The organism is Rhizobium sp. 05L429, assembly GCF_056397645.1.
On the sequence record NZ_JBFTNV010000023.1, the window covers coordinates 15,895 to 32,946 of the forward strand.

The 17,052-nt window shown below is 60.6% G+C and carries 12 protein-coding genes and 1 pseudogene; 9 read left to right on the forward strand and 4 right to left on the reverse strand.

Annotated elements, in window-relative coordinates:
• Nucleotides 1–66 precede the first annotated feature (66 nt).
• The 4 genes and pseudogenes from AC1DNW_RS22330 to AC1DNW_RS22345 all read left to right on the forward strand — a co-directional run bounded on the left by AC1DNW_RS22330 (nt 67) and on the right by AC1DNW_RS22345 (nt 8,094).
• Nucleotides 67–3,264, forward strand: a complete 3,198-nt coding sequence (locus AC1DNW_RS22330) for an efflux RND transporter permease subunit (RefSeq protein ID WP_477854407.1) — start codon at nt 67–69, stop codon at nt 3,262–3,264.
• 189 nt (nt 3,265–3,453) lie between these two features.
• A pseudogene (locus AC1DNW_RS22335) lies at nt 3,454–4,371 on the forward strand (NAD(P)-dependent oxidoreductase); the annotation flags it as partial.
• A complete protein-coding gene (locus AC1DNW_RS22340; RefSeq protein WP_477854408.1) occupies nt 4,368–6,152 on the forward strand; it encodes an IlvD/Edd family dehydratase in 1,785 nt (594 codons plus the stop codon). The pseudogene AC1DNW_RS22335 and the gene AC1DNW_RS22340, both read left to right, overlap by 4 nt.
• A 103-nt stretch (nt 6,153–6,255) precedes the next feature.
• A complete protein-coding gene (locus tag AC1DNW_RS22345) occupies nt 6,256–8,094 on the forward strand; it encodes a bifunctional diguanylate cyclase/phosphodiesterase (protein ID WP_477854409.1) in 1,839 nt (612 codons plus the stop codon).
• A gap of 130 nt (nt 8,095–8,224) precedes the next feature.
• Here AC1DNW_RS22345 and AC1DNW_RS22350 read toward each other — a convergent pair whose 3' ends face one another.
• Nucleotides 8,225–8,425, reverse strand: coding sequence for a KTSC domain-containing protein (locus AC1DNW_RS22350; RefSeq protein ID WP_113299799.1), 201 nt, complete (start codon nt 8,423–8,425; stop codon nt 8,225–8,227).
• A 268-nt stretch (nt 8,426–8,693) separates the two neighbouring features.
• Between AC1DNW_RS22350 and AC1DNW_RS22355 the strand changes: the two genes are divergently transcribed.
• Nucleotides 8,694–9,227: a hypothetical protein gene (locus AC1DNW_RS22355; protein WP_477854410.1), complete on the forward strand. Its 534-nt coding sequence runs from the start codon at nt 8,694–8,696 to the stop codon at nt 9,225–9,227.
• On the opposite strand, the gene AC1DNW_RS22360 is transcribed toward AC1DNW_RS22355, so the two are convergent.
• On the reverse strand, nt 9,228–10,007 hold the full coding sequence (locus tag AC1DNW_RS22360; protein WP_477854411.1) for a DUF6030 family protein: 780 nt from the start codon (nt 10,005–10,007) through the stop codon (nt 9,228–9,230).
• Nucleotides 10,008–10,195: 188 nt separating this feature from the next.
• Nucleotides 10,196–10,405, reverse strand: a complete 210-nt coding sequence (locus AC1DNW_RS22365) for a KTSC domain-containing protein (protein WP_113311253.1) — start codon at nt 10,403–10,405, stop codon at nt 10,196–10,198.
• A gap of 265 nt (nt 10,406–10,670) precedes the next feature.
• On the opposite strand from AC1DNW_RS22365, the gene AC1DNW_RS22370 reads away from it, so the two are divergent.
• Nucleotides 10,671–11,009, forward strand: coding sequence for a hypothetical protein (locus AC1DNW_RS22370; RefSeq protein WP_477854412.1), 339 nt, complete (start codon nt 10,671–10,673; stop codon nt 11,007–11,009).
• A 268-nt stretch (nt 11,010–11,277) separates the two neighbouring features.
• Complete coding sequence (locus AC1DNW_RS22375) at nt 11,278–12,126, forward strand: GNAT family N-acetyltransferase (protein ID WP_477854413.1); 849 nt, start codon at nt 11,278–11,280, stop codon at nt 12,124–12,126.
• On the opposite strand, the gene AC1DNW_RS22380 is transcribed toward AC1DNW_RS22375, so the two are convergent.
• A complete protein-coding gene (locus AC1DNW_RS22380; RefSeq protein ID WP_477854414.1) occupies nt 12,123–13,040 on the reverse strand; it encodes a DMT family transporter in 918 nt (305 codons plus the stop codon). The genes AC1DNW_RS22375 and AC1DNW_RS22380 overlap by 4 nt on opposite strands.
• 188 nt (nt 13,041–13,228) lie before the next feature.
• Between AC1DNW_RS22380 and AC1DNW_RS22385 the strand changes: the two genes are divergently transcribed.
• Complete coding sequence (locus AC1DNW_RS22385) at nt 13,229–14,527, forward strand: adenylosuccinate synthase (protein ID WP_113299793.1); 1,299 nt, start codon at nt 13,229–13,231, stop codon at nt 14,525–14,527.
• Nucleotides 14,528–14,587: 60 nt separating this feature from the next.
• A complete protein-coding gene (locus AC1DNW_RS22390) occupies nt 14,588–16,969 on the forward strand; it encodes a hypothetical protein (RefSeq protein WP_477854415.1) in 2,382 nt (793 codons plus the stop codon).
• Nucleotides 16,970–17,052: the final 83 nt, after the last annotated feature.

Sequence of the window (17,052 nt, forward strand, 5' to 3'; positions counted from 1 at the left end):
CGGTGGGCTTTTCAGGCCACCGGAGAGGGACTTTGCATCCATGTTCACCCCGGAGAGGGCTCTAAAATGAACATATCCAGATTCTTTATCGACCGCCCGGTGTTTGCCGGTGTTCTTTCGGTCCTCATCGTGGTCGCCGGCCTCATCGGCCTCCAGGCGCTGCCGATCTCCGAATATCCCGAGGTCGTGCCGCCGTCGATCGTCGTGCACGCCACCTATCCCGGCGCAAACCCGTCGGTCATCKCCGAAACTGTTGCGACGCCGCTCGAAGAGCAGATCAACGGCGTCGAGGGCATGCTCTATATGTCCAGCCAGGCGACGTCGGACGGCGCCTTGAACGTTACCGTGACCTTCAAGCTCGGCACCGACCCGGACAAGGCGCAGCAGCTGGTTCAGAACCGCGTTTCGCAGGCAGAACCCCGTCTGCCGGCGGAAGTTCGTGCACTCGGCATCACCACCGTCAAGAGCTCGCCGGACTTCATCATGGTCGTCAATCTCGTCTCCGACGGGAACAGCCATGACATCACCTATCTGCGCAACTACGCGACACTGAACGTCAAGGACCGGCTCGCCCGTATCGCCGGTGTCGGCCAGGTGCAGGTTTTCGGTGCCGGCGATTATTCGATGCGCGTTTGGATCGATCCGCAGAAGGCTGCCGAGCATAATCTTGCCGCCAGCGACATCAGCAATGCGATCAGCTCGCAGAACGTTCAGGCCGCCGCCGGCATCATCGGCGCTTCGCCGAGCCAGCCGGGCGTCGACCTTCAGCTCAACGTGAACGCCCAGGGCCGTCTGCGTACGCCCGAGGAATTCGGCAACATCATCGTCAAGACGGGCGCCAATGGCGAGATCACCCGTCTGCGCGACGTTGCCCGGATCGAACTCGGTGCCGCCGACTATACGCTGCGTTCGCTGCTCGACGGCAAGCCGGCTGTCGCCGTCGCCGTTCTCCAGGCCCCGGGTTCGAATGCAATCGAGATTGCCGACAATGTTCGCGCCACCATGGACGAACTGCAACTCGCCATGCCAACAGGCGTGAAGTACGAGATCGTCTACGATACGACGAAGTTCGTTCGCGCCTCCATCGAGAAGGTCATCGACACGCTGCTGGAAGCGATCGCGCTCGTCGTTCTCGTCGTCATCCTGTTCCTGCAGACATGGCGCGCATCGATCATCCCGCTGATCGCCGTTCCTGTATCGATCATCGGTACGTTCGCGGTCATGTATATGTTCGGCTTCTCGATCAACGCACTCAGCCTCTTCGGTCTCGTGCTGGCGATCGGTATCGTCGTGGATGATGCGATCGTCGTCGTCGAAAACGTCGAACGCAACATTGAAAGCGGCCTCAGTCCCCGGGCTGCGACCTACAAGGCCATGAAGGAAGTATCCGGCCCGATCGTCGCGATCGCGCTGGTTCTTGTTGCGGTCTTCGTGCCGCTCGCCTTCATCTCGGGCTTGTCGGGTCAGTTCTATCGCCAGTTCGCGCTGACGATCGCAATCTCGACCGTCATCTCCGCCTTCAACTCGCTGACGCTGTCTCCGGCGCTTGCCGCTCTTCTCCTGAAGGGTCACCATGCGCCCAAGGACTGGCTGACGCGGTTCATGGATGCGATCTTCGGMTGGTTCTTCCGTGGCTTCAACCGCGCCTTCGGTGCCGGTTCGAACTATTACGGCAAGGGCGTCGGCGGTCTGGTATCGCGCAAGAGCATCGTCATGGTGATCTATCTTGTGCTTGTTGGTGCGACCTACAGTATCTTCAATACGGTTCCGGGCGGCTTCGTGCCGTCGCAGKACAAGCAGTATCTGATCGGCTTTGCCCAGTTGCCGGATGCCGCAAGCCTCGACCGCACGGAAGACGTTATCAAGCGCATGACCGATATCGCCCTKGCCCAGCCGGGTGTTGCCAACGCCATCGCCTTCCCGGGCCTGTCGATCAACGGCTTCACCAACTCGTCCAATGCCGGCATCGTCTTCGTGACGCTGAAGGATTTCGATGAGCGCAAGACGCCCGACCTTTCGGGCGGGGCGATCGCGATGGCCCTGAACCAGAAGTTCGGCGTCATCCAGGATGCCTTCATCGCCATGTTCCCGCCGCCGCCGGTCAACGGCCTCGGCACGACGGGCGGTTTCAAGCTGCAGATCGAGGATCGTGCGGGTCTGGGCAACCAGGCGCTTGATGAAGCCACGAAGGCGGTGCTTGCCAAGGCCTATCAGACGCCGGAACTTGCGGGGCTGTTCTCCAGCTTCCAGATTAACGTGCCGCAGCTCTATGCCGACCTCGACCGCGCCAAGGCCGAGCAGCTCGGAGTMTCCGTCACCGACGTCTTCCAGACGCTGCAGATCTATCTCGGTTCGCTCTATGTGAATGACTTCAACGCCTTCGGTCGCACCTACAGCGTCCGCGTGCAGGCCGATGCAAAGTTCCGCGCCCAGCCGGAAGATATCGGCCAGTTGAAGGTCCGCTCGGCATCGGGCCAGATGATCCCGCTTGCAGCTCTCCTGAAGGTGGATGCAAGCACCGGTCCGGAGCGTGCCAACCGCTATAACGRCTTCCTCGCTGCCGATATCAACGGCGGTCCGGCACCGGGCTTCTCGTCCGGGCAGGCGCAGGCAGCGATCGAGAAGATCCTGGACGAGACGCTGCCTGCGGGCATCGAGTTCGAGTGGACGGATCTGACCTATCAGCAGATCCTTGCCGGTAACTCCAGCATCGTCGTCTTCCCGCTCGCCCTGCTGCTCGTCTTCCTGGTGCTCGCTGCCCAGTATGAAAGCCTGACACTGCCGCTTGCGATCATCATGATCGTGCCGATGGGTGTTCTAGCCGCCTTGACCGGCGTCTKGCTCACCGGTGGAGATAACAACATCTTCACGCAGATCGGCCTAGTGGTGCTTGTCGGTCTATCGGCCAAGAACGCGATCCTCATCGTGGAATTTGCCCGCGAACTGGAGTTCGAAGGCAGGACGCCGCGTGAAGCCGCGATCGAGGCCAGCCGCATGCGTCTTCGGCCGATCCTCATGACCTCCATGGCCTTCATCATGGGCGTCGTGCCGCTCGTCACCTCGACCGGCGCGGGTTCGGAAATGCGCGCCGCCATGGGTGTCGCGGTGTTCTCGGGCATGATTGGCGTCACCTTCTTCGGCATCTTCATGACGCCGGTGTTCTACGTGCTCCTGCGCCGGATGACGGGCAACCGTCCGCTCGTCCAGCACAACGACAATCATCCGCAGGACAAGGACGACCATATGAGCGTCGCTGCGGAATAACCTCTCCTTYGTCGGGTAAACCGGGCGGGGACTTCGGTCCTCGCCCGTTTCGTTTTTAAGGTGAAGTACACTCGATCGAATTCGATTTTAGGGGCGATGTCGCGGGATGCGACAAAAATGCGTTACGTCCATCAAAACGGTTGCATGCTGAGGTAAGGGGGGTATCAAAGGCAGGCAACGGTTCGGGAGGGCTGGATGACACACGCATCGGGAAACACTGGAAAGCCGAAGATTGCCTTTCTCGGCACTGGGCTCATGGGAGCGCCGATGGTGCGGCGCCTGCTTGGCGCAGGCTTTGCCGTCACCGTCTGGAACCGTGATCGCGCCAAGGCTGAGGCTCTTTCCGCAGATGGTGCCGATATCGCCGCATCCCCAGCTGAAGCCGTTTCTTCAGCCGATGTCGTCATCTGCATGCTGACAAATGCACAGGCCGTCGGGCAGGTTCTGTTCGATCTGGGCGTTGCCGACGCCATGAGACCGGGCGCGGCTATCTTCGACATGAGTTCCATCGCCCCGCCTTTTGCACGGGAGCATGCGGAAAAACTGTCCGCGCGCGGCATCCGTCACATCGACGCGCCGGTTTCGGGCGGCACGGTCGGCGCGGCGGCCGGTACTCTTGCCATCATGGCGGGCGGGGATGCTGCGGTCATTGCCGAACTCGCCGAAGTTTTCGCGCCAATGGGGCGTGCTACACATGTCGGGCCAAGTGGATCAGGGCAGCTTGCCAAACTCGCAAACCAGCAGATCGTGGCCGTGACGATCGGCGCCGTTGCCGAGGCGATGATGCTGATCGAGGCGGGCGGGGGTTCGCCGGCGGCCTTCCGGGATGCCGTGCGTGGCGGCTTTGCGGACAGTCGCATATTGGAGATCCACGGCAAGCGCATGATCGACCGGCAATTTGCACCGGGCGGTTCTTCGGCCAATCAGTTGAAGGACCTCGACGCCGTCATGGCGATGGCAAAGACGCTGTCTTTGACCTTGCCGCTGACAGAAGCGGTGCATGCCGAATTCACAGAATTTGTTGGCAAAGGCAACGGCGAGACGGATCACAGTGCCTTGCTGCTCCATCTCGAAGATACGAATGCCCGAATGGGAGGGAAGAAATGACCGACAGCAAGACCGGCAAGCGCCGCCTGCGCTCACAGGACTGGTTCGACAATCCTGATCATATCGACATGACGGCGCTCTATCTGGAGCGCTTCATGAACTATGGTGTGACGCCGGAGGAGCTGCGGTCCGGCAAGCCTGTTATCGGTATTGCCCAGAGCGGCAGCGATCTGACGCCCTGCAATCGCGTCCATATCGAGCTTGCCAAGCGCGTGCGTGACGGCATCCGCGATGCGGGCGGCATCCCGATCGAGTTTCCGACGCATCCTATCTTCGAGAACTGCAAGCGCCCGACGGCAGCACTTGATCGCAACCTTGCCTATCTCGGCCTCGTTGAAATCCTCTACGGCTATCCGCTCGATGGCGTCGTACTGACGACCGGCTGTGACAAGACCACGCCGTCGGCGATCATGGCGGCGTCGACGGTCGATATTCCGGCGATCGTTCTCTCGGGCGGGCCGATGCTCGACGGCTGGCACGAAGGCAAGCTCGCCGGTTCCGGCATGGCGATCTGGCAGTCGCGCCGGAAGCTGGCGGCAGGCGAGATCGATGAAGAGGAATTCCTGCAAACGGCGCTCGATTCGGCACCCTCCATCGGTCATTGCAACACGATGGGCACGGCCTCGACCATGAATGCACTGGCCGAAGCGCTCGGCCTGTCGCTGACGGGCTGCGGCAATATCCCGGCTGCCTATCGCGAGCGTGGCCAGATGGCCTATCGCACGGGCCGGCGCGCCGTCGAAATCGTACTCGAAGACCTGAAGCCGTCGGATATCCTGACGCGCGAAGCCTTCCTCAATGCCATCAAGACCAATTCGGCCATCGGCGGCTCGACCAACGCCCAGCCGCATCTTGCCGCCATGGCGAAACATGCAGGAGTCGAGCTATATCCCGAGGATTGGCAGGTCCATGGTTTCGACATTCCACTACTGGCGAATGTGCAGCCGGCAGGTGCCTATCTCGGCGAGAAGTTCCACCGTGCCGGTGGCACCCCCGCGGTAATGTGGGAATTGCTGCAGGCCGGCAAGCTCGACGGTGACTGTCGCACCGTCACCGGCAGGACCATGGCTGACAATCTGAGAGGGCGTGAGGCGCGTGACCGCGATGTCATCAAGCCCTATGACGAGCCCCTGAAGGAACGCGCCGGCTTCCTCGTGCTCAACGGCAATCTCTTCGATTTCGCCATCATGAAGATGAGCGTCGTCTCCGAGGACTTCCGCAAGCGATACCTGCAGGAGCCAGGCCGCGAAGGCGTCTTTGAAGGCAAGGCTGTCGTTTTCGATGGCTCGGAAGACTACCACAAGCGCATCAACGATCCGGGCCTCGGTATCGACGAGAACACGATCCTTGCCATCCGCGGCGCCGGTCCGCTCGGCTGGCCGGGCTCGGCGGAGGTCGTTAACATGCAGCCGCCGGATCATATCCTGAAGCGCGGCATCAAGAGTCTGCCGACGATCGGCGACGGGCGCCAGTCCGGCACGTCGGACAGCCCCTCGATCCTCAATGCTTCGCCCGAAAGTGCTGCCGGCGGTGGGCTTGCCTGGCTGCGGACGGGTGACATCGTCCGCATCGATTTCAACCAGGGGCGCTGCGACATGCTCGTCGACGATGCCGAAATCGAGCGGCGCAAGGGGGACGGAATTCCGCCTGTGCCGGCCGATGCGACGCCCTGGCAGCGCCTATACCGCAGTTCGGTCACACAGCTTTCGGACGGTGCGGTGATCGAGGGTGCGGCGGACTTCCGCCAGATTGCCAAGAATTCGCCCCGTCACAATCACTAATTGAAGAAATTGTCTGGCTAAAGCAATACTGATCGAAAAGGAGGCAGTCGTAACGAACAGTTCACCTAGTAACTAGTTCGGTACTTACAAAAAGGCTTCATTAATGAGGGCTTGCGACTATATTAGAGTTTTTGCAGGCTTCGAGGCTGAAACCGAATTGCCCGAGAATAAACCAACGCGATCCKAGCGAGAGTTCCAGGATCTTCTCCGGAGACTGGAGCTTGCGCTGGACGCTTCGCAGATCGGTGTGTGGGAGCACAGTATCAATAAGAATGCCATTCTCTGGGATGCGCAGATGCACCGCCTCTACGGAACCGGTCAGACAAACCGGGAGGTGCCGACCTGGATCTGGTCGAATGCCCTGCATCCAGAGGATAGGGAACGGGCCGAGCAAGACTTCGAAAAAGCGGTTGCCGCCCGTGGCGCCTATAATTCCCAGTTTCGCATCATCCTGCCGAGCGGTGAGATCCGCCATCTGAGGTCGCGGGCGCATTTTTATGTCGATGAGGGGGGGGCCCCGTCCTTCATCGGCGCGGAATGGGACGTGACCTCCGACGTGCTGCTCAATGCCGAACTCGGCAAGCAGAAGATAGTGGCCGAGGCCCGGGCGCTCGCACTTGAGGAAAGCAATGCGCGGATCGAGCATGTAGCCGACCGTGACTACCTGACCGGCATGCCGAACCGGCGTCTGCTCGACAAGCGGCTTGCCGAACTGCCGACCGACAGGGGCGTATCCATGCTTGCCGTTCTGCACCTMGATCTCGACCAGTTCAAGCAGATCAATGACAGCCATGGTCACACGGCTGGCGATGCCGTGTTGCGCGCGGCATCGCTCAGAATTGCAGCTGCCATTCCTGCAAGTGGCATGGCCGCGCGTGTCGGCGGCGACGAATTCGTCATCGTTCTGATCAACTTCGCCGGCCTCGCCGAACTGAAAGCGATTGTCGAGGATGTGCAGCGGCGATTGCGGAAGAAAATTCGTTTTGGGCAGGAGATGCTGCAATCCGGTGCGTCGATCGGGGTATCCTGGAGCAGCAACAGGCGGGCGCGCAATTTGCTCGCCGAATCGGATCTGGCGCTTTATCAGGCGAAAAAGCTCGGCCGCAACCGCATCGAATTCTTCAGCCGACAGCTTCAGGAAGACCTGCGCGGCAAACGCCGCCTCGCCGAGGAGCTCGCCCAAGCTCTGGAGCAGGGCCAGATCGTTCCCTACTATCAGGTTCAGCTCGATGCGCGCACTCGCGAGATCACCGGGCTGGAAGCGCTGGCACGCTGGAACCATCCGGAAAAGGGTTTGCTGGCGCCGAGCGTCTTCCTCCGCATTGCGGATGAGTATGGGCTTTCGGCAGAGATCGATGCCGCGATCCTGCAGCGTGCGCTCGAAGATCGCGTTGTCTGGCAGGCTATGGGCTGCAGCGTACCTCGCATCGCCGTGAATATTTCTCCTGCGCGTCTTGCCGATCCAGCTCTGCTGGACAAGTTGCGCCGGCTTGCCATTCCGCCGGGCGCCATCGTCTTCGAGCTGGTGGAAACGATCTTCCTCGACGATTGCGATGATAAGTTCCTCGCCAATATCGACCTCATCAAGCAAATGGGCATCGATATCGAGATCGACGATTTCGGTTCCGGCCATGCTTCGCTCATCGGTCTTGTGCGGCTGAAACCGAAACGGCTGAAGATCGACCGCCAGCTCGTTACAGATGTCGTGGAATCGGCCGAGCAGAGGCGCGTGGTCGGATCGATCGTCGAGATCGCCAAGGCTCTCGATGTCGAAGTAATCGCCGAAGGGGTGGAAACCGAGGCTCATGCCGTGACGCTGTCATGGCTCGGCTGCGACAGCCTGCAGGGCTTTGCGCTCGGCTATCCCTCGAGCGCTGCCGATACGGGACGCCTTCTTGCATCAAACGGCCACGACGACAAATCGCGAAGTGTGGCCGGCTGAGATTTGAGGCTGAAGTCTAGTCGATGGAGGGATGCGAGGCCGATCTCGGTATGAACGGTCCAATCGGTGAACAATTTAGGTTGGTTCCTAGTGCACCGACACGGCACGCCTTGGGTGCGTGCCGTATTTTTCAGGTAGTGCGGAAGCGGCCCCGGATCTGGCTCATGTAGAAGTCGCCAGGAGAAGCTGCTGCGGCAAGTCCGACGACGATGCCTTCGGGGACATCTTCGTAATGACGGCGTTGGCCGTTGGTCAGATAGAGCGTGAGGTGTCGAGTTTCGCGCTTATAATCAATCGCTTCAATGAGTTTGGACTGCAGTCTAGTTTCCATGCGGTACTCCCCGATGTGTTTCGCGCGAGAGAGGTGGCTGCTGGATCCGACGAGCGGTTCAAGACAGCGTCAAAGCTAATCCCTGGTCGATTCAAGTCAAGGATCGAAAGAGTTTGGCTGCACCTATTTTGAGTTAAATGCGTCTGAAGTTTGACGCCCTAAATTAGGCCGGGCGCACTATGGAAAATGGAGCGCGCCCTTCACGGAACCATCGTCCGCCGGTGAGCGTTCAAAAAACGTTCTATCTAGCCTCAGGCACGGTGATTTCTTGCGAGTGATTGCAGAGCTGCTCATTCTTTTCGGCCGCGTCTGCGGCGCGCTTGTGGCCGTGGCGGGTGCGATGGCTTTTGCCTCCTATCTGATTGCCTCTCCGGTCGATGCGACGCCGCGGATGGATGCGGAAAGTGGAGCGATCTGGACCTCTGTACYGGTTCATATCGATCCGGGCCATCAGCCCTATGACCGCGAGCCCGACCGCTATCCCTTCAAATTCTCCGCCGGTCGGTCCCTGAAGGTCATCGACAATGCGACCTTTTCCCTTAATGGCGACACGTTCGTCATTGCTGGTGTATCGCGCATCGCCCCGCAGGCGCTCTGTGTCGATGTGCAGGGGCGCCGTCTTGCCTGCGGCCAGAATGCAGCGGGCGCGCTGCGGACTGCCTTGCGCCGCAGTTTCATCGAATGCAGCCGCAAGGAATTGGCGCCGAAGCTGTTCATGGTCAGTTGCAGACGGGACGGTCAGGATCTTGCCGGCGTGCTCAACGACACGTCAAGGCCGCAGCTTGTTGCCAGCGCGAAGTGATCAGGCGCGTCGCCAGAAGATGAGTTCCGGCACCAGCCAGGAGGGATCGGGCGCAGGCAGCCAGGTCTTCGCGGAAAAATAATCCTTCGTGCGGCGCTGTTGGGGGGAGGTCTCCTGAAGCAGGAGCGTGAAATTGAAGCTGCCCGGACGCGAATGTTCCTGGGTGAAGTTGATCAGCGAGCCGAAGCCTTCGTCCTTCACATCCCTGAGATTACGGATTGCTGCCAGCGCATCATGGAAATCCAGCCACGCCGGCTGCGTGAGCATGGTTTCGAAGATGCGCATTGTGCCAGCGTCGAGCTGCCCGTCATTGTTGGTTGCCGGGCCGACGAGTTTCACCCGCATGCTTGATATCGTGCCATTGCCGTTGCCGCGAACGACGAGGAAGAGCGAGCTGGCGATGTGCTCCTTCTCTTTCTTGAAAATCTGTTCGTACKAGCATTCGAACGTATCGGAATTGAAGGCGGTCGCCGTCCAATCACTTGTTTGGACGCCGGCAGAACGCAGCGCCTCGCACATGGCCGGACCGGAAATGCGCCAGGTCCGCAGAAAAACGCTCGCAAGAGCCGGCTGCGGCGGGTCGAACATTCGCGGCGCGATCTTGATGCTGACTGGTTCGGTTCGGCGGAAAACCTTAGGCGGCGGGGGAGGCGGGGGTRCCTCCGGCGGGAAAAGTTCTATGCCGAAGTAGTGAGCCAGCGACTTCAGGTGACGCATGTCATTCGACAGCAGCACAGTGGCGGCGACAATTGAAAAGGAGAGAATGATCAGAAGCCACATGACGGCGCGGCCTCTTCGCGGCTGCGGCGCTAGTTTCATATTCTGATCGGACGACTGCATCGTCAGTTCGCGAGACCTCGGACAACGGAAGTCATCATTTATAAGGCTCGGACCAATGTGGCAATCGATCTCATCCGGAGCATGGGGCAATCGATTTAAAGCCGCGCCGGTGAAAGTATCGACGCGCCTTAAGCCGCGATACGACGATAACGTTTTCTGATCTGGTCGATATAGTACTGGCCCGGCGAGGGCGCGGCCACCATGGTATTGACGTCATCGACCGGCACGCCTTCGAACAGACGCTCTTCACCGTTGCGGAAGCAGATGCGCAGGCGCCCGTCTTCCTGGCTGAAATAGACGTTCTGGATAATCCTGGATTTGACTGGAACTTCGTGCATTGTTTTCGGCCCTGTTTTGTTTTGGGGCACCTTAGAAGTAAGGATGCGAAGATACGGTCAAGGCGTATGGTAAAGATTGTTTTCCGCCTGAAGAGCGACAGTCTAAAAAATCGCGTTTCAATAAAATTGTACGGATCGGCTTAAAAGGCCTGCAAATACCGACATGTAGAGTGACCCTCATGAAAGCGGCCGGGCATGGACAGATGCGACCGGCGCTGCGGCCAGGCGGAAATCGTCGGGCCGACTGGAAAACGGGGACTTCAAGATGAGCAGACTTCTTCTCGCCGCGACGCTCGCAATCACCGTATCGGCTGCAAGMCAGCCGGCTTTTGCCTTTGGCCCTGGTGGCTTCGGTCGCGATCTCATGTACACCTCGGCCATCGGCCATCTGCCTGAGGAGCCGTTGACGACGAGCGCCGGCTTCGTTCGTCCGAACATGCCCTTCGCTCTGCGTGCTCCGGCACAGGTCGACAGCGAAGGATATAAGCTGAAGGCCTATTCGCACCAATTGACTGTCGTCGTCGGCTTCGTTTTCGACAGCGTTCTCAGCCAGGCTGCCCAGACCATCGGTGCTGCCGAAGCGCTGGGTCCGTTTCTGCGTTAACACTTAAATATTGGATACTGCCGTCTTTCGATTTGCGCCCGCCGGAAGGATCCTGCGGGCGCAGTAATTTTCTTGAGATTGCAATTGCATTGTTTCATGGTAAGGCGAGATCGAAGTTCTTTTGCATTGCATTTCAAAACGACGATACGCATCGTTCAAGCCGTGAACGCGAGTTCATCATCACCGGTCCGAGCGCACTGACAATCGACTTGACGATTGCTTGGTGCATCACCGAATGGACTTGCTGATTTCAATCTGGGAAGGTTGCATGAATTCGGAATTTGTCGTTCGTTCCATGCGGCCCGGCGAACTGGAGCTTGCGCTGGAATGGGCACGCCAGGAGGGCTGGAATCCCGGCCTCGATGATGCGATCGCATTCCATGAAGCCGATCCTTCCGGATTTTTCGTTGGCGCCATCGGTGAGGTGCCGGTCGGCTCTATCTCTGTCGTCAAATATGGCGACAACTTCGCCTTCCTCGGCCTCTACATTGTCCACCCCGACTTCCGCGGCCGAGGTTTCGGCAAGGCGATCTGGAACGCGGGCATCGCTTCTGCGGGAAACCGTACGATCGGTCTCGACGGGGTTGCTGCGCAGCAGGCAGCCTATCGGAAGGCCGGTTTCGAGGTTGCCTACAACACGATCCGCTATGGCGGCGTGCCGTCATCCGTGCCGCAATCCTCGCTCGTCGCACAACCGGTTCCGGATGCGCGGCTCGAAGGCCTGCAGCGCTACGACAGCGGCATTTTCCCGCAGCCCCGTCCGGCTTTCCTTTCTGCCTGGTGCACGGGCCGCAAGGGGCGAAGTTCTGTTGTCGTGCGCAAGAGCGGCAAGATCCGCGGTTACGGCACGATCCGCCGCTGTTATGAGGGTTACAAGATCGGCCCGCTTTTCGCCGCTGAGGCGGACAGCGCTGCCGCCCTTCTGGCCGGCCTCATTCCCCAGGCGCACGGTGCGTCGATCTATATTGATATCCCCGCCGCCAATGCCGAGGCGATTGCGCTTGCCGAAAGCGCGGGGCTTGAGCMGGTCATGGAGACCGCGCGCATGTATCGCGGTCCGGCGCCGGAAATCCCGCTGAAGAACGTCTTTGGCGTGACGACGCTGGAGCTTGGTTAGTCGACAGGCGAAGCCGGCACGGTGGGCGCAGCCGACTTCGGCCGTCCCTTTTCGGCGATGGCGATGCCGACGAGCGTCAGCGCCAGCGCAATCATATGGAAAAGCTGCAGCGTTTCACCGAGCAGGGCGACGGACAGCAGCGTACCGAAAACCGGGACGAGGTTGATGAACAGGCCGGCGCGATTGGCGCCGATTTCCTCGACGCCTCTGATATAAAGTATCTGCGCCAGCAGAGAGGCGAAGATTGCCGTATAGAAGGCGATCGCCCAGCCTTGTCCATCGGGCCATTGAGCCGCGCCGCGGGAGGCCTCCCACAAGAGCAGCGGCAGGGCAGTCAGGGCCGCACCGAGTGCCGGGATCGCCATCAGCGTGCGCCAGTCGACGATGGGCTTCCAGCGCAGAAAGATCGTATAGACGGAATAGGCCGCCACCGCGATCAGCATCAGGCCGTCGCCGCGGTTCAGGTTGAGCCGCAGGAGCGTCGCGAGATCGCCGTGGGCTGCCGTCAGCCCCACGCCGATAAGCGTCATGCCGAAGCCGACGACCTGCGCCAGCGAAACACCGGTTCGGAAAAAGGCGAAATTCAAGAGAAAGATCAGCATGGGAATGCCGGCCTGCTCGATGGCGACATTGATCACAGTCGTGTATTGCACGGCCGAATAGAGCATGGCGTTGAAGATCGTATAGCCGATGACGCCGTAGAAGAAGAGCAGGGGCAGGTTTTTGCGCACGACCGGCCAGTCCTTCTTCAACTGCGGCAGCGAGACGGCGGCGATCAGCATGACGGCCAGGAACCAGCGCAGGAAGGTCAGCATCATCGGGCTGACATGGCCGAGCGCCAGCTTGCCTGCAACGGCATTGCCGCCCCAGCAGAGAGTTGCAATGACGAGGCAGATATAGGCTGTAGCTTGCAAAGGCTGATCTTCCCGTCTTGCCGTCTCTGGGAGGCTTTTTCGATCGGGCTTAGCCTGCTGACGGCTGATTTGTCACGTAAAAAGCCGAATCTGCTGTGACAACAGGGTCGCTTTCCCAAAAACAAAGCTTTATAGATGCGCGGGTTTGAGCAGGTGTGCGGTTCTCCGCCGGTAACAGGAAGAGTTTGATGACGAACGTAGTCGTGGTCGGTTCGCAATGGGGTGACGAAGGCAAAGGCAAGATTGTCGATTGGCTTTCGGAACGTGCGGATATCGTTGTGCGCTATCAGGGCGGACACAATGCCGGTCATACTCTCGTCATCGACGGCACGAGTTACAAGCTCTCGCTCTTGCCATCCGGCGTGGTGCGCCCGGGCAAGATGGCCGTCATCGGCAACGGCGTCGTCGTCGATCCGCATGCGCTGATTGCGGAGATCGGCCGGCTGGAAGCCCAGGGCGTGAAGGTCACGCCGGAAAACCTGCGTATCGCCGACAACGCGACCCTCATTCTTTCCCTGCACCGCGAACTGGACGCTTTCCGCGAAGATGCAGCTTCCAACAGCGGCACCAAGATCGGCACGACGCGGCGCGGCATCGGCCCGGCCTATGAAGACAAGGTCGGCCGCCGCGCCATCCGCGTCATGGACCTTGCGGACCTTGAAGCCCTGCCGGGCAAGGTCGATCGCATCCTGACCCATCACAACGCGCTTCGCCGCGGCCTCGGTGTTGCCGAAGTCAGCCACCAGACGATCATGGATGAGCTGACCTCGATCGCCGACCGTGTGCTGCCCTTCCGCGATACAGTCTGGCTGTTCCTCGACAAGGAACGCCGCAAGGGCGCCCGCATCCTTTTCGAAGGTGCGCAGGGCAGCCTGCTCGATATCGATCATGGCACCTATCCCTTCGTGACCTCGTCCAACACGGTGGCCGGCCAGGCCGCTGCCGGTTCGGGCATGGGTCCGGGTTCGCTCGGCTATATCCTCGGCATCACCAAGGCCTATACGACGCGAGTCGGCGAAGGTCCGTTCCCGACCGAGTTGACGGATGAGATCGGTCAGTTCCTCGGCGAGAAAGGTCATGAATTCGGCACGGTAACGGGCCGTAAGCGCCGTTGCGGCTGGTTCGACGCCGCACTCGTGCGCCAGTCGGTCGCGACCAATGGCATCAGTGGCATCGCGCTCACCAAGCTTGATGTGCTCGACGGCCTCGATGAATTGAAGATCTGCGTCGGCTATATGCTCGATGGCGAACAGATCGACCATCTTCCGGCAAGCCAGGCGGCGCAAGCTCGAGTCGAGCCGATTTACATCACGCTGGAAGGCTGGAAGGGATCGACGGTTGGCGCCCGCAGCTGGGCCGATCTGCCGGCGCAGGCGATCAAGTATGTTCGCCAGGTCGAAGAGCTGATCGGTGCGCCCGTCGCGCTTCTTTCCACAAGCCCTGAGCGTGACGACACCATACTTGTGACCGATCCGTTTGAGGATTAATGTCGCGGGTCACTTAGGGCGACCGTTCGGGAGTGTGCCGGACTTCTTGAGAAAGTACTGATGGCGGATTTTATTGCAGTTATTCGGCGGGCAGTCGACGGCCTGTCTGAAAATACGCCCGAAATGCGGGTGAAGGTCTACGAGCGTGCGCGCGGCGCTGTGCAGCGGCAGCTCGAGAACATGAAGCCGCGTCCGCCGGAAGCCATGCTGCAACGTCAGMTTGATAAGCTTGAGGCCGCAATCCGTGAAGTCGAGACCGAGCATGCAGAGGCCACTGATGTCGAGGAGCCGGTTGCGGCCGCTTCGGCCCCCGAGGTCCATCAAGAGCCTGCTCTAGAGCAGGAGCCTGTCGCAGAGGCGGCGCCTGCTGCTGAGGCCCCTGTCCCTGAAAGCCCTGAGCAGCAGGAAGCAGAACATCCTGTCAACGAGCAGCAGCCTGCCGAGCCGGAAGAGGTCGTTCAGGCTGCCGCTTCCGCCGAAGAGGTGGTGCCCGAGCATGCCGAGTGGCATCCGCCTCATGAGGAAGAGACGCCTGCCGAAGAATGGCGTGCGCCGGAGCAGGCGCAGGTTCATGCCGAGCCCGAGCAGCTTCCTGAGCTTGTAGAAGAGCATTATCCGGAAGAGCCGCGGCTGGATGAGGTCGCTGCCGAGCCGGTAGCTGAAACCGCCCATGAGGTGGAAGAAGAGCTTCAGCACGAGGAGGTTCATCAGCCGGCTCCGCGCGGCATAGACCGTGCGTCCAATCGGCTCGTCGAGCCGATGGCCAATTTCGAGCCGCAATCGCAGCCGCAAGTCGAGGAATTCGTCGAGCATGCACGCGAGGAACCGCTTGCTGCAGATGCGGCGGCGCATTTCGATCGCATGTGGTCCGAACCGGCTGCCGAAACGCCGGCCCCTGCGCCGCAGGAAGCCGAGACAGAGTGGGCGCGCGAAGAGCTCGAGTCCTATGCAGAGGCGGTTCCCGCCGTTCCCGCCGATGCTTCGGCGCGCGCTTTCGATGAGGTCATCTCGACGCTCGGCAATAGCGCATCGCCGGCCGTCATGCCGGCTGCCAAGGAGAATCTCTCCTGGGAAGCGGCCGCTTTCGACGACCTGCCACCGATCGAGGCTGGCACGGACAAGAAAACACCGACTTCCGCGCATTTCGACGATGTCGATATCTTTGCGGAAGTGCATGCCGGCAATGGTTCAGGCTCCGCGACTCCCACACCCGCCGCCCCCAGCGAAGACTGGCGTGAGGCGCGTGCGCTGCGCGGCTACGACCGACGCAATGCTGTTGCCGATGACGACGACGGCAACCCGCCGATGGATCTGGACCAGATCGTCGCTTCCAAGATGCAGGGCAAGAGCTTCCGCATGGAGCCCAAGCGCCGACGCTTCGGCATCGGCACCATTCTGGCGATCCTCGTCACGCTGGGCATTATCGGTGGTGGCGCCTATGCCGGCTGGATGAACCGCGATGCGGTGATGGAAATGGTGGACGGCCTCGTCAGCTCCGCACCGTCACAGGCTGTGCGCAACGAGACGGCCACGTCGACGACAACGCCTCCGGCACAGCAGAGCAGCACGCCGGCCACGACCCCGCCGGCAAATCCGAGTGCTGCGACACTGCCGACGCGACCCAACCAGCAAGTTGCCTCGTTGGACGGTTCAGCCGCCAATACCAAGTTCACCCAGCGGCTGCTCGCCGATGGGACAGAAGTCGATAACGGCGCTGCGGCAGTGCCGGGCACGCCGACGGCAGAAGGCAAGTCGGTCGCCGAGCAGAATGTCGCGGCAGCCGATACCAGCACACCGAGCGTCCAGTCCGATGCAGCGCCTGCCGAAAACTTGACGCCGAACGGCCCCGCGGCCGCACCGGCGCAGAATGTGCCTGTTGGCGCTACGGAAAAGATGTTCCTCTACGAGGAGCGGATCGGCGAAAGCTCGCCGACCGCAATCGAGGGTTCGGTTGTCTGGACGATGCAGCATGAAGCCGGGCAGGACGGCCGCCAGGAAGCCACCGTGCAGGGTAACGTCACCGTGCCGGAGCGCAACCTCTCAGCGCTCCTGACCTTCAAGCGCAATTCCGATCCGTCGCTGCCGGCAAGCCATCTCGTCGAGATCGTCTTTTCCGTTCCGCCGAATTTCGAGGGCGGCAGCATCGACAGCGTTCAGCGTATCTCGATGAAGCGCACGGAGCAGGATCGCGGCGATCCGCTGATTGCAGTGCCGGCCAAGATCACCGACGATTTCCACATGATCGCGCTCAACGACTATCCGGATGCGCGCAAGGCCAATCTGGACCTGCTCGGCACTCGCGACTGGATCGACATTCCGATCACCTATCGCAATGGCCGCCGGGCGCTGCTGACTATGCAGAAGGGCGCCACCGGAGGAACTGCCTTTACCTCGGCGATCAAGGAATGGACGGCCCTCGGGGACCTTTCGACCAGCCAGTAAATAAGGCCGGCGCTTCCCTGGCGCATCAAAATCGTGCAAAGCAAAAGGCGGGCCGCAAGGACCCGCCTTTTTCATATCATAAA

Bases quoted from the DNA above. Each gene is read 5' to 3' on its own strand.
- AC1DNW_RS22340 (WP_477854408.1), top strand. From the start codon at position 4,368: ATGACCGACAGCAAGACCGGCAAGCGCCGCCTGCGCTCACAGGACTGG.
- AC1DNW_RS22350 (WP_113299799.1), bottom strand. From the start codon at position 8,425: ATGGAAACTAGACTGCAGTCCAAACTCATTGAAGCGATTGATTATAAG.
- AC1DNW_RS22365 (WP_113311253.1), bottom strand. From the start codon at position 10,405: ATGCACGAAGTTCCAGTCAAATCCAGGATTATCCAGAACGTCTATTTC.
- AC1DNW_RS22385 (WP_113299793.1), top strand. From the start codon at position 13,229: ATGACGAACGTAGTCGTGGTCGGTTCGCAATGGGGTGACGAAGGCAAA.